This window comes from Vibrio sp. 10N.222.55.A1 (assembly GCF_041473835.1).
GTDB classification, from domain to species: domain Bacteria; phylum Pseudomonadota; class Gammaproteobacteria; order Enterobacterales; family Vibrionaceae; genus Vibrio; species Vibrio crassostreae_C.
The window spans coordinates 1-13,155 of sequence record NZ_JBFRSX010000068.1 but is presented as its reverse complement, the minus strand read 5'-3'; the positions used below and the strand labels follow the sequence as shown (position 1 = coordinate 13,155).

Below are 13,155 nucleotides of genomic sequence, written 5' to 3'. Positions count from 1 at the left end.
AAAAAAGCCCTCATAGCAATATGAGGGCTTTTGAATAAGAATCAAACTGTGTTGTTACTGGGGTGTTAAGCGTACTGTTTTAGCTTAAGCGTATTGCTCAACCGTCATTGCCCAATTTTTCTTCTGTTGTTCGAAATTCATTTTGATTTGCTGATAACGAACCTTAAGAACAGAGTGTTCGTACTTCTTCACAACGTCTTCGCGCTTGCTTTCAAGTAGCTGTTTTTTAACTTCGTAATATTCGTTCATGTTTGATACTAGAGCATCAAACTCTTGTTGAAGCTTCTCTGCGATTTGTTGCTTGTCGGCACGATGCATGATTTTTTGCTGGGTGCGTTTAAGTAACATTGACGCTTCAGCTTTCTCAATACGAGCTTGAGGGGTTTTCTTAAGCTTACTTGCCAGTCCCATCAACGAAGCACTCTTAATCAACCATTTTGTTGGATCGTATTGCCACCAGTAGATGCCGTTACGGTAGTCGTTCTCAAAGATGTGGTGGAAGTTGTGGTAGCCTTCGCCGAAAGTGAGTACTGCTAACACACCGTTATCACGCGCTGTGTTTTTGTCAGTAAAAGGTTGGCTACCCCAGATGTGAGCAAGAGAGTTAATAAAGAATGTTGTGTGGTGGTTAAGTACCAAACGAACTGCACCTACGATTAACAACATGCCAATCACGTCACCGTAAATCACGCCTAAAGCGATAGGAACACCGAAATTCATTAGTAATGCTAACAGAACATAGTGCTTGTGCTGCCACATAACAATCTTATCTTTTTTAAGGTCACGGCAGTTTTCGTAGTTTTCGTACATTGAGGTGCTGTAATTACGAATCATCCAGCCAATGTGTGAGTACCAAAATCCACGTTTTGCAGAGTATGGGTCTTTGTCGTTGTTATCGACATGCTTGTGGTGAACACGGTGATCAGAAGACCAGTGTAGCGCGCTGTTCTGCAGGGCAAATGCACCACCTAATGCAAACAGGAATCTTAGGCTTGAATGCGCTTCAAACGCTTTATGTGACCATAAGCGGTGATAACCTGTCGTGATTGAAAGGTTACAGAACGTAAAGCAGATTGCTAGCCATATCCAGTGCTCCATGCCATAGCCAAAAAAGTAGCCATAAACGGGAGCCGCTACAACAGCAAGCAGCATACTAAAAGAGAACACAAAAATATTGAGCCAGATTAATGGCGGCTTTTTTGTAGATTGTTTGTCGGCACTATTCATTAGCAAATTTCCATTGGGCTTACATCTGTGCGCTAGAATATCAGCGTACACGTGTAAGTCAATATTGAAAGTGTAAACGTGTATTAGTATGTTTTGCTTAAATATTGTATAAAGGTAGTGTGAAATGTAGTAGCAAGTCATAAATGGAAGTACTAAGGGCTAATAAATGGAAATTAAGGTAGCTGAATATAAAGATTATGAGCGGATTGCCCAATTACACGCGGATAGCTGGAAGCTATATTACCGTGGCATTCTTGCTGATGATTACCTAGAACATGATGTTTTGGAGGACAGATCTGTTATTTGGCAGACTCGTTTGATTAATCCTCCTTTCAACCAACATGTTTTATTGCTTGAGGAAGGCGGTTTACTGGTTGGTTTTGTCTGCGCGTTCGGTAATCACAACTTTGAGCGTGGTACGTTCATCGATGCGTTACATGTAGATAATAATTATCGTGGACGAGGTGTAGGCAAGCGTCTGTTGTCTGAATTGTCGAAGTGGTTGCAGCAATACTATTCGGACTCAGGGCTTTACCTAGAGGTGATGTCTGAGAACCACCAAGCGATTGCTTTTTATCAGGCGATTGGTGGCAAAGAAGAACTAGAGCAAGTTTGGAACGCACCATGTGGCAGCCAAGTGAATGAAAAAGTGATTTCTTGGAGCTCTCCCGTTGAACTTGAACAGAAAACAGCGAGCGTTGTGTATTCTTAGTCGATTCTTGTTGAATACTGTTTTTTTGCTGAGTAGCAGGTTCTTAACGAAGCTATTTTAAAGCAGAAGAACAAAGACAAAAGCCCCGAGTATTAAGTTGCTCGGGGCTTTTTTGATTGAATTAGTGGTCGTTTTAATGATTCGCAAAGATGCGTGAAATATTGGGCGATTAATCACACCATGTGATCTTATTCCTACCGCCTTTTTTCGAAATGTAGAGTGCTTGGTCAGCGTCGTCGATAAGCTGCTCGACAGAACCAAGGGCTTGAGGGGCATGTTTCACACCGATTGAAATTGTTACTTCTAATCTAAGGCGAGTAGGGGATTCTAAAAGGGCATTAACCAGCGATTCAATTGAAGCCTCGGTTTCTCCTTGGACCAGCACCAAAAACTCTTCACCGCCGTATCGAAAGCAGTTACTGCTAGTCGGTAGTCGTTTTTGAATCTCATCGGCCAGTTCTTTAATCACCATGTCACCCATTTGATGGCCGTAGGTGTCGTTAATCGATTTGAAATGATCAATATCTATCATGAGCGATGTAATGGATCGCTGACGGTCTATGCTCGGTTCTATCACCTGATGAAGATAAAGGCGGTTGTAGCAGCCCGTTAGTGCGTCTTGATAGGAAAGGGCCTCGAACATATTAGATTGCTTGCGAAGCTGAATCGCTTGTTTGCGGAGTTGCTCGGATTGAGCGAAACGTTTGTGTACTTCCAGGTCACGTCTAACACAGGCCGCTGAGATTAGGATGTAAGCCGAGATATAAACGGAAATTGTTTCTATTTCATGCTCTGGCTCCGCTTCATAAAGCAGTGGCGCAAGGCCGATGAGATAAGCCAAAAAGATAAACGACAGCGTAGATATACTGTATCTGGCTGACAATCTTGAAAACGTACCAATGTAGATCATCACTAAAATGATGCCACCTTGGTAATCGAAGTTGTTCAGCTCGATGGCTAGTCGACCGACATAGACCAAGAAAAGTGAGCTAATTACAAGGAAGGCACTTTCTACGAGTTCCAAAACGTTGGGTTTGTTTGTAATACAGTATCTGGCGGCGGCCATCATCAATAAAAAAAGTATGACTCGGAAAATGATAGGCGTAATGCACTCGCTACCAAAGTGGATGTAGTCGGTGACGATAAAAGCACAGAATATTGAGATAGGGATGTAGATGAAATTTATGTACGGCAAATAAATTTCATTATCGAAATAGGTTTTAAATCTTTGATTCTTGAACCCAGAATAAGAGCGCATTGAGAAATTAGCCGAGATTGATACACAATAATTTGCGTAGTATGTCACAGTCTTTGGGATTGTAAACGACCATTTCTATAGACTTGTCAGTATGTTAGCTAGATCAACAAACGGTAGCGGGCAATATTCACGCTCTATTATCGATAGAGCGTGAATATCTAGAGGCTGGTGTAAGAGTGGTAAACAGAAATTAAAGCAGATTATAAAAACTAATCGCGATTAACGCTTGTTCTTCAGGTAACGCTTACGACGCTCTTCTTTTTTCTTAATCTGTTGTTCCGCTTTCAGCGCAGCCGCTTCTTCAACTTCGATCAGCTCTTGTGTGATCATTTCTGGCAACTCAAGCGTTACCTTACCTAAAGTGCCATTACGCAATTCGTGAAGCAGGATTTCTGAACATTTGTGAATGTCGATATGACCACCGGCACGAAGTGCACCACGCTTACGACCAATTGCTTCCATCAATTCGATGTCAGACTCTGGCAGCTCTTCAATTTGGTAACGCTCTTGCAAAAGGTTAGGGTACTGCTTTGCTAGGTATTCTACTGTGTAGAATGCCACTTCATCGTATTCCATTGCTGTATCTTTTACAGCACCTGTTGCAGCCAAGCGGAAGCCACTGTGTGGGTTTTCTACTTTAGGCCAAAGGATTCCTGGAGTGTCTGAAAGGATCACGCCATTCTGCAGGTTGATACGTTGTTGACGACGAGTTACCGCAGGTTGGTTACCAGTAACCGCGATCGTACGTCCAGCCAAGCAATTGATAATGGTCGATTTACCCACGTTCGGGATGCCCATGATCATTGTACGAATATTCTTGCCCATCTGTTCACGGTGCGGTGCCAGTTTACGCACTAGCTCCATAACGTGGTTAACTTCTTCTTTAGCGCTGGTGGTAATCGCAATAGCCTTAACACCTTGCTCTTTTTCGAAGTGCTCAATCCAACGCTCAGTTAGCTCAGGGTCTGCAAGGTCACGCTTGTTCAGCACTTTTACACAAGGCTTATCGCCGCGCAGTGAAGAGATCATTGGGTTTTCACTACTGAACGGGATACGAGCGTCCAGTACTTCGATGATCACATCAACTTGTGGGATAACTTCTTCGATTTCTTTGCGGGCTTTATGCATGTGACCCGGAAACCATTGAATAGACATAGAGATAAACCTTGATAAATATATTTGCTGCACATTGTAAGGGTTCGATAGGGCGTGTAAAGCGCTATATCGCCTAGAAGAACTACAGAAAAAGACATTTGCGCAAAGATTCTTGGGAGTTCAATTGAAATTGACTATTAAGTTACAATTTAGAACGCAGTACTTATGCGGCTAAGCCTTTGATTCAACTGCTAACAACTTGAAATGAGTTAGTGAGACAACGCGTTATCTGAGTCTCCTATTCAGAGATAAATAATGCGAGTATTTGCTTGGTTTGCCTCAAAGGCAAATCGAATATTACTAGGGGAACTCTATGTTGGAGGTTGGTTTGATTGTACAGATTGAGCTAGGCTTTTTATTAGCTGCTTACGTTCAGCTTGAGCAATGTATATAAATTGGTCGTTGTAGCTTTGGTCTGCGTTGATATATTGTTCGAAGTTAACTGGTACTCCAGCAACCGAAAGCTCTAAATGCAAGTGAGGTCCAGTTGTTCGGCCTGAATTCCCAGTAAGACCGATTATCTGACCTTTAGTGATGTATTCCCCAGCTAAGACATGTCTTTCTGAAAGATGAAGGTAGCGCGCATAGTTTCCATCAGTGTGTTTTATGGTTAAGTAGTTACCTGCGAAACGGTTATATCGAGACTTCAAAACGACACCGTTGGACAACGAATGAATCTCTGTGCCAATAGGTGTCGCGTAATCCGTTCCAAAATGAGGTGCAATTCGATTCGTTATAGGGTGTTTCCTGTTTAAATCGAATGATGAACTCACTCGATAATGCTTAGCAAGAGGGAATACATAGTCATTGTTTATTTTATATCCATTTTCGTTATAGATATTATCATCCGCCCCTCTCATAGCAAAAAATTCTATATCACTACCTAAATAGTAAAAAGCACTGACATATTCTGTTTTTGTACCATCATGTTGGGTTTTTATTGAAAACTTATCACCGTTGTTAACTGATTTAATAATGTCAAAATTATCACCTAATAGACTCAATAGTGATTTTAATTCATTGTTCGTCAAACCAGAGGATAGTATAGAACTGACAAAAGAGTATTTCACAACCCCTGAAACCATTTCAGATGTCGGAGCTGGGGTTGGAATATGAATGCTTTTGGGCTTGGCTATTTTAGGTGTCTGTTTTTTATCAGTATTTGAATGATTGTAGCTTAGCGATATGGCTGTTGAAACGATCAAAAAAACCATCAAAAGGCCAAAGGAAAGGGTACGGCGACTTAAATGGCTATTTATTTTCAAATACATAAATTATCAATAAAATTCGGTTAATGGATAAAAATAAGAATTAGATCATAATATTTATTTGTTTTTTTTGCATGTTATTTTAGTTCATTCCTTCGTAATGACTAGCTAAAGGTATAGGGTGTGTTTTTAGAGAGATAAAAAACAAACCTTTCACCTTTTGATTTAGCTAAACTGTACTTTATAAGTAGTTATTATGTCATGTTGAGAAAATCTTAGACGATAATATAATCGCGGAAAAATATACTCTGCCAGAAAACTATGTTCACTAAAAATACGTTGAAATCAACATTAGGTCTTATTGTTACGTCGCTTATCTTAAGCGCATGTGGCGGTGGGGAAGGCGGAGGTGATAACACCCCGCCAGCAAGGAATACCGGAAGCATCTCAGGTAACGTTTTTGACGCTCCTGTGAGCGGTGCGAAAATTGAGGTGTTTGAATACAAGGATGGAAACCTAGGTAGGAAGTTAGCAAGTACGACTTCCGATGCTTTTGGTGACTACAAGGTTGAATTTGAATCTTCATCGATGCCACTTTTCATCGTAGCTAAAGAAGGCAGTTATACCGATCCCTTAACGAAAAATACAGTGTCTGTCAGTAACGGCAAAACACTGCGTTTAGAAGCCATGCTCAATTACAAAGAAGGGCGTGATCAAAACTTAATGCTGACCCCTTTGACGAACATCGTTTCAGGCTTAACTCAATACAAAGTAGGCAGGGGAGTGTCAGACTCTACTGCTATATCGGAATCACTAAATAGCATTAACGATATGTATGGTTTCGATGTCAATGAAACTACTCCGATAGACATTACTAAAGGTGGTCAAAGTAGTTTTGCTACATCCGGTCACCAATATGGTGCTTTGTTAACCGCTTATTCTTCTTATTCGTACGACCTAATTCAAAAATACGGTGATACTCAGAGTAATATTTACACATCGATGCATTTGGCTGATATCCAATATCGAGATGTCATTGCCGATGGTCTTCTTGATGGGCTGGAAATAAGTACTGTGTCGGGAGGGGTAACCCCTTTAACCTTCGGTCAACAAAAAGTCTCTAGTGATATTTACACTCACGATTTGGCACAGCATGTTCTAATTGTCGTCAATGATCCTAACTTAAATATTTCAGGAACAGACGCAGACGACTATGTTGAGTTTAGCCGTAAGATTAATGACCAAGGCACCAATAGCGGTACTGGCGGTGTGATCCCACCTCGCGACGAAACCGAAATTGATACCGAAGCGCCTACAGTGTCTAGAACAGACAGTGATGTATTGGTAAGCCTCGATAAAGTGGATATTAAGCTCAATGATGAAATTGGTGTTCAAGGTGTCTCAGCGTACCTTGAATACCAACTGGACGGTGTCTGGTCTCTCGAGAGTCAGTGTGACGATGAACAAACTGCGGGTAGTGAGTTTTGTTTCTTGGAATTCGACGGCTTTGAATCTGGTCTTAGAGAAACAAGTATTAAAGTAAGTGTAGACACAAAAGCCATTGACGCGGTAGAAGTTGATTCGGATACGGGACTCTCAAATGTAACTGCGGCACGTTTGGTTTTTTATACGACTGACGTCTTAGGTAACGAATTAGTTCAAGGGCGAGATGTTGGCCATTATGTAAACTTTGAATGGGACAACAATGCGCCGGTAATTGAAGTAACCTCGGCTAGTTCTATAAACAACAGTGCAAAAGAGTATGTGCTTAAAGGCACTGTAAAAGAAGACTCGCAAGAGATTGATTCGGTAACGGTTTCATTTAAAGGCGGTTTAGATGATAGCGTTTCTTGTGGTCATATAACTTTAGAGTCAGGCAGTGCCTGTGAATTCAGTAAGGGATATTCAACCGATGAATTCGTATCGATAACAACATTTGAAATTAAAGCCACCGATAGCAACGGGAATATTGGTAAGGAAGTTCACGAAGTCGTTCGTGATGATCAAGCGCCGGCGCAAGTGATTAGCTACCCAGAGAATGCTCCAATGAATTATGTCAACGTTAGTGTTGATGGGGAACGCGTAACTAAAGAAGATGTTTATACGCAAGACACCTACACATCAGAAACGGTTCAATCCACTCGTGATTATTTGAAGATTGATTACATTTACGCGAGCAAGGGGATTTTAAACTCAATTCCCGATGTCGATTTTAGTGACTTTAATGTCAACGACCTCAAAGATAACAAAATTCCATATGTTCGTGTCAGAGTCTCAGATGGCAACGGGGATATGGGGTTAGGATCTAGTGCCGACAAACTTAAGCTAGTTGTTAAGTATTTAGTAAGCGCAAACAATGATAATAACTACGTGCTTCAGAAGGTAACCGATACCGTAGCCTCTGCCGCTAACATACCCCACGAAACTATCTCTGATACTGAAGGACACGTAAATGAGGTTATCTATTATGTTCCTTTTGTAAAAGAAATACTTGGTGACAACTTCGCTTCGACGTCCGAGAACAGCAGTCAAAAACTAGTGATTCAAACTATTGACGAGTCTGAAAATGAAAGTGCTGAGCAAGAAGTTTATTTTCGTAGTAGCTTCGACTTGCCGACAATGACGATCGTTACTCCATTTATCGGGGCTAGTGTGCAATTGGAGGGATTAAACTCGAAGGGAGAGTTTACCTCGCTAGGAAGATGTAGCACGATTCAGCACTTAGAAAGTGATGGAACAAATAAAGCACTCGATGTTGCTGGATGTGAAACAACAACTGATGTAGTTAACTACGACTTTATGCGAGTGCGGTTAATCGGTATTGATGGTAATACGCAACCGTATTACTACAAGTGGGAGAGTGATCCAGGTACACAATCAGAACAAGTGAACCTAAATAGCGCTAATATAGGAGCCTATTTTAAACTTAATGGTTCTAAGACTTTTTATATTACTGAACTTGCAACATACCAAACCGGACTGTTTGACTCTCAATGGAATCAAGTTGAAGCGGGAAATAAGACTCCTGAGAATGCCGCACGAATTTTAGACGACGTACAATATGCTCTCGCTGGTGGAAGCGATTCATTCTTTGGTTTCGACCCAACGATCGTTTCGTATGCAACGAATGAAATATTGAAAGGTGCTATTCCGGAAAAACTGCCTAATAATTATATTCATCGGTTTTTAGTAGAAGCGATTTATGACATTACCCAAATAAACAATATGCTACTAAGTAACTCTGTTGATTTTGCTTCCGCTATCTATGATGACTTGCAGTACGATGGCCAAGCTAACGGTATTGGTAGTGGGGGTGAAAAAATAGTTCTAGATTCATATGAATTTAGCTCAAAGTCTTACCGTAATGACTTAGCGCAATCATACTATAACATTATGACTGAAAAGTATGGTGTAGCAGCTAACCTAGCTCAGCGATACGCCGATCAGATATCAATGGCGAACCCAAGCCTCGATGGCGAACAGATTATAGACGGTGATGGCGAAAGTATTGATAAATCACCGCCTCAACCTTCGCTAAGTATCGAAAATGGCCGAGAAACATGGGTTGGAAATAAACGGTACGTTGCTGGTGTTTTAGATTCACGGATTATTTTGGAAGATCCGTCAGGCATTGTCGTGGAAGAAGGCAGTCAGCCATTATTTGTTACAGTGTGGTATAAGAAAACTGAACCGAATACGGAAATCCCAATTGATCTGAATATTCGAGAGTCAGGTGGTGATAATTATAAAAAAGAGTATTTATTTACCCTTAATACCGAGTCTTCAAATCTCAAAGGGATTGTCGAGTTTGCACTTGTGACCAGTGCAATGGATGAGCATGGAAATAGCTATGGTTACAATGGAGAGGAACCACATACGGAAACTTTGTATGTGGATAATGATTATCCTTTAGCGACTTATATTCCTCCGAGCGATGGTAATGGTGATCCGATTGACGAAAATGTCTATTTGAACACCAATTATGTTCAAGAACTCACTTTCAACATTGACGATATTGTAGGAGACAAATTGGACGAGCGAGGGCTCACTTTCTACAACTCGGCAACCGGTGTTACTAATGATTATGACGCTAACTCACATTTTTCAAGTAATACAGAGGATCATTTTAAGGTAAAACTATGCTCTGGAGACAAATGTAGCAGTCAAGGTAATATTATTAGTCCAGAAGATGGTAATTGGGTGGTGTATGTTAATGCTGAAGACAATCTGTCTAATATAGTTAACCGCCAGACGACCAATGCCCCTCAATTTAGTGTATTACTTGATTCAAAAGGTCCGGTAGTAAACGGATCTAAAATTATTAACCACTTAGGTGGTAATACTAGCTGGGTACCTGATATTACTTGGAGCTTGAGTCCAGGGAGTTTGGTTGAAGTCGATATGAAGTCAGAGTCTGGCAGGCGTTTCACTTTGCAACATTACGAAACAGAACCTGAAGAGAGTACTGAGCCGTATCTATTAGGCATGCAGCCTAACGTAGAGGTGAGACTAGTTGCGGAGGCATTTAAATATAATGAGAAAAACTTCTTCTACGTAACAGCAACAGACAGTTCTTTTCCATCGGGAACACACAGTGGTGAATTTGAATTCTTGGTCGACAACAAGGGACCAGTAATTGAATTAGCTGACCCTTGGGTTTTAGACACTAATTCAGGTGAAAGCTATGTTCTTGGTACCGCATTTACTGTAAAGCTTACATCAGTATCTGACGACTCTGATGTATCTAAGGTTGAACTTTGGCAACAAGGTCAAAACGCTGCAATACGTTCAATTGACCCCAAAGATCCAACGCAGCCCTTTGATATCGAAATTACAGAAACGCAAAGTGACACTATAGTGATTGGCGAAGACAGAAAGGCTAACCTGTACCTCAAAGCCCTAGACGAATATGGGTTTGAATCTGAAACAGAAATTAGAACTGTTCTGCTAGATCGTGAAGGCCCATCACTAAAGTTAAATGCGTTTGATCCGGAAAGTTTCTATCTTGGTGATTATGTATTCAATCTTTCAGCCCAAGATTTAAATGATAGGGGAACACCATCATCAGACGGTGTTAACAATGAAACATTAGAGTATTGGACTTTCAAAGAAAACCCCTCTGATGCAAGCACCTTAGTTGGTGAAGATATGAAGATTCCTTTAAGAGGTGAAAACGATGGTGATAGTGCGATTCGTACTATCAGATTAGGTGGTTCCGACATTAGAGGGAATACGACAAGCATAGATTATGTGGTTAAAGTTCAAAACTCAAAGCCCACTATTAACTCGGTTACTTTCACATATGAAGATGGCACGCCAGTTTCTTCTGGTGGCCAGATACAAATTACTCGTGTTGAACCTGTAATTATAAGTATTGATGCTGAAGATGAGAGCGGGATCCCGCTAGTTGAAGGTACTTATAAATATGGGGAACAAACCAACAATATGTCATTTTCTCAGAAAGGTGGCCTTTGGGAAGCTAGGTTGACAGAGGCAGATCTAACGGAAGATGGTGCCTATCAGTTGGAATTCAAAGTATATAATAACGTTCGCTATAGCTCTGAACAAGAAAGGCCTGTTTCCGAACGGTCAGAAAGTATCAATGTGCAACGTCAAGGTGTTGCTCTGTCAATCGTAAAACCGACTGACTTCCAAAGTCATATATCGGGAAGTACCCTTAATGTTGAATTTGGCCCTGCGGGTGAGGTAAAAGCAAAAACATTAGAATGTTGGGTTAGAGAGAATTACACCTCAGACGGTGTGCCGGAAGATGGTTCGAACAATGCTTATTCAGGTGTTATAACTAATCCTCAAGAAAATTATAAGTGTAGCATTACAACTGATGTGAATATGTCTGTTTCACCTGTGGTTTTGATAACGAAAACAGTAGGAACGAATGATACTGAAACAGTCAATAAATTCAGCTTTAATATGATGGATATCGATGCCCCTACGGTTGAACAAGACACATATCAATTTACTGGCAATGACGTTGGTTTGAACGCCGAAGGTAAGAAAGTTCTGAGCTTAACATTGAGCTTCAAAGACAATCTTTCTGGTGTGGATATTAGTGATGGTAACGAACCGTTATTGGTAAGAAATCGATTAAATGTGTCTTTTGAACCAAATAGTTGTAGCTCTAAATTGGGTATAACGACATGTACGTATAGAGAGTTGTATGCCGATATCCTCTCTCCGGGGGCGTTACAGCACTTATACACGATTAAGAACTTGTCTGATGTCGCCGGAAACTTAGGTTCGGATCATGCGTTAGAATTATTGCTTCCAGCCCAAGGCGATTTAGAAATCGCTATTACCAGCCCTGCTGAAGATACTATTATTCGAGGTGAGACCCTTGAAATGAAATTCAAGGTGAAGGTTGGACAAAATTCTGATCTTGAAAATGTCGTCGCAACTCTAGATGGTGCGTCATATAATTTGAATGATAACCCAGAGAACTTTGGCCCTTTCACTAAGTGTGAGGATGACTATTCTTGCTCGACGTTTACCGCGCCATTAGATGACAAACTAGATGGTCAATTTATTAAGCCTAAAATTCAAATTATTGATGTATGGGGAGAGTCTATAAGCGATGAAGTAAGCGTAATGGTCGATAATAGCCTACCAAATGTTGACGACACTGTATCCCTCAATGAATCTCCGGATGATTCTAGCTTAGTTAGATTTCAGTTTTCTGTGTGGGATGAAGGTAGCGGTATAGCAAAGGTTAAGTACACAATAGTTAATCCTAAATATGTATTTGATAAAGATGACGATAGCGAAAATTCACACCTTTATTTTGATCTTCCAAAAACTGAGTTAGAAGAGTTGAATTCGATACGAGTCAATGTCGAAGCAACTGACAATGTAGGTTGGACTCAAAATAAGACGATTGATATTGACATTAGGATACCAACTATTGATTTGGCTTTTGATGGAATAACAAGTTTACAAGGGGGTAAGCTTGCTTTTACTAATGATAGCCAAGCGTTCACCATTACCTCTGAAGATGGAGAAGATGTAAAGGCTGCTTCCTATGCTATAGATTTGGTTCCAGTTTCAGGTAACACGATTAAGTTTTCTGGGAAAATAGCCTCTTCAACAGCTTCAGATACGATGACTTTTGATATCGATGCTCAAGCTGAGTATATGCAAAAAGTAACCGTAACCGATTCTATCGGGCGAGTTATTACTGACTTTAATGTGCTCAACAAGACTTACGATGCTGAAGGCATCGCATCCATTGTTGATTACCAAGCACCGGTCATTTCAAGTATCACCAGTACTCAGGATTCGATGATTCCGGAGGAAGGGCAATATTATTTGGATGTAAGAGCATACGTCTTCGATAAAAATCTAAGCAGTGTTAATTCTACTGCAAACAATGGGCTTTGTTTCCTAAATCAGGGAACTAATGCTTAAAGCTACGATCAGATCATCTAAGTTCACTCACATACTTAGAGCAATGCCAAAGCCTCGCTACAGAACAACTAACTGGAAACAATATAACCAAGCCCTAATCAATCGTGGTTCACTGACATTCTGGATTGATGAGGAAGCGATTCAACAGTGGAAGCAACTCAAGCAAGGTAAAC

At 40.7% G+C, this 13,155-nt stretch carries 6 protein-coding genes and 1 pseudogene; 3 read left to right on the top strand and 4 right to left on the bottom strand.

Translation table 11 applies throughout. The features are described 5' to 3' along the window. Positions 1 to 84: 84 nt before the first annotated feature. A complete protein-coding gene (locus AB4493_RS19075; protein WP_017062601.1) occupies positions 85 to 1,227 on the bottom strand; it encodes a fatty acid desaturase in 1,143 nt (380 codons plus the stop codon). A gap of 166 nt (positions 1,228 to 1,393) precedes the next feature. Between AB4493_RS19075 and AB4493_RS19070 the strand changes: the two genes are divergently transcribed. Continuing rightward, on the top strand, positions 1,394 to 1,939 hold the full coding sequence (locus AB4493_RS19070) for an N-acetyltransferase (protein WP_017062600.1): 546 nt from the start codon (positions 1,394 to 1,396) through the stop codon (positions 1,937 to 1,939). Between the two features lie 169 nt (positions 1,940 to 2,108). Here the strand turns inward: AB4493_RS19070 and AB4493_RS19065 are convergent, their stop codons facing one another. The 3 genes from AB4493_RS19065 to AB4493_RS19055 all read right to left on the bottom strand — a co-directional run bounded on the left by AB4493_RS19065 (position 2,109) and on the right by AB4493_RS19055 (position 5,623). Further along, the gene (locus AB4493_RS19065; protein WP_017070587.1) at positions 2,109 to 3,134 is read right to left on the bottom strand and encodes a GGDEF domain-containing protein; all 1,026 of its coding nucleotides are present in this window, start codon (positions 3,132 to 3,134) and stop codon (positions 2,109 to 2,111) included. Positions 3,135 to 3,416: 282 nt separating this feature from the next. Beyond that, a complete protein-coding gene (gene ylqF, locus AB4493_RS19060) occupies positions 3,417 to 4,352 on the bottom strand; it encodes a ribosome biogenesis GTPase YlqF (protein ID WP_009845440.1) in 936 nt (311 codons plus the stop codon). A gap of 311 nt (positions 4,353 to 4,663) precedes the next feature. Continuing rightward, positions 4,664 to 5,623: a peptidoglycan DD-metalloendopeptidase family protein gene (locus AB4493_RS19055; protein WP_372155609.1), complete on the bottom strand. Its 960-nt coding sequence runs from the start codon at positions 5,621 to 5,623 to the stop codon at positions 4,664 to 4,666. 258 nt (positions 5,624 to 5,881) lie between these two features. On the opposite strand from AB4493_RS19055, the gene AB4493_RS19050 reads away from it, so the two are divergent. Together AB4493_RS19050 and AB4493_RS19045 are read left to right on the top strand one after the other, a co-directional pair. Then, a complete protein-coding gene (locus AB4493_RS19050) occupies positions 5,882 to 12,982 on the top strand; it encodes a hypothetical protein (RefSeq protein ID WP_372155608.1) in 7,101 nt (2,366 codons plus the stop codon). 43 nt (positions 12,983 to 13,025) lie between these two features. Then, positions 13,026 to 13,155 (top strand): annotated as a pseudogene (locus AB4493_RS19045) (IS5/IS1182 family transposase); the annotation flags it as partial.

Bases quoted from the DNA above. Each gene is read 5' to 3' on its own strand.
- AB4493_RS19075 (WP_017062601.1), bottom strand. From the start codon at position 1,227: ATGAATAGTGCCGACAAACAATCTACAAAAAAGCCGCCATTAATCTGG.
- AB4493_RS19070 (WP_017062600.1), top strand. From the start codon at position 1,394: ATGGAAATTAAGGTAGCTGAATATAAAGATTATGAGCGGATTGCCCAA.
- ylqF (WP_009845440.1), bottom strand. From the start codon at position 4,352: ATGTCTATTCAATGGTTTCCGGGTCACATGCATAAAGCCCGCAAAGAA.
- AB4493_RS19055 (WP_372155609.1), bottom strand. From the start codon at position 5,623: ATGTATTTGAAAATAAATAGCCATTTAAGTCGCCGTACCCTTTCCTTT.
- AB4493_RS19050 (WP_372155608.1), top strand. From the start codon at position 5,882: ATGTTCACTAAAAATACGTTGAAATCAACATTAGGTCTTATTGTTACG.